The sequence below is a fragment of the Curtobacterium sp. B18 genome, from assembly GCF_000333375.1.
Taxonomy (GTDB): domain Bacteria; phylum Actinomycetota; class Actinomycetes; order Actinomycetales; family Microbacteriaceae; genus Curtobacterium.
In genome coordinates this window covers 1-206 of sequence record NZ_BACZ01000364.1, presented here as the reverse complement: position 1 = coordinate 206, position 206 = coordinate 1, and the positions used below count along the sequence as shown (strand labels likewise).

General features: G+C 71.4%; 1 protein-coding gene. It reads left to right on the top strand.

The genetic code is table 11. The features are described from left to right. Positions 1-25: 25 nt before the first annotated feature. The coding region (locus tag I5E_RS25415) for a hypothetical protein (RefSeq protein WP_042723748.1) at positions 26-206 on the top strand (181 nt) is incomplete at its 3' end.

Genomic DNA, 206 nt, shown 5'->3' with positions numbered 1-206 from the left:
GACGAAGTGGAACCCCCGGCGCCAGGTGACGATCCAGTCCGGCAACCCGGCCGTCGAGCGCGTCGGCGAACGGGAGCTGACCTACACCCTGACGGCGAGCGCCACCGTCGACGCGGACGGCGAGTACACCCAGGCGGTCCGCCCCACCTCGTCCACGCTCACGTTCCAGTTCACCCGCGAGGACGGCGAGTGGCGCATCGCCTACG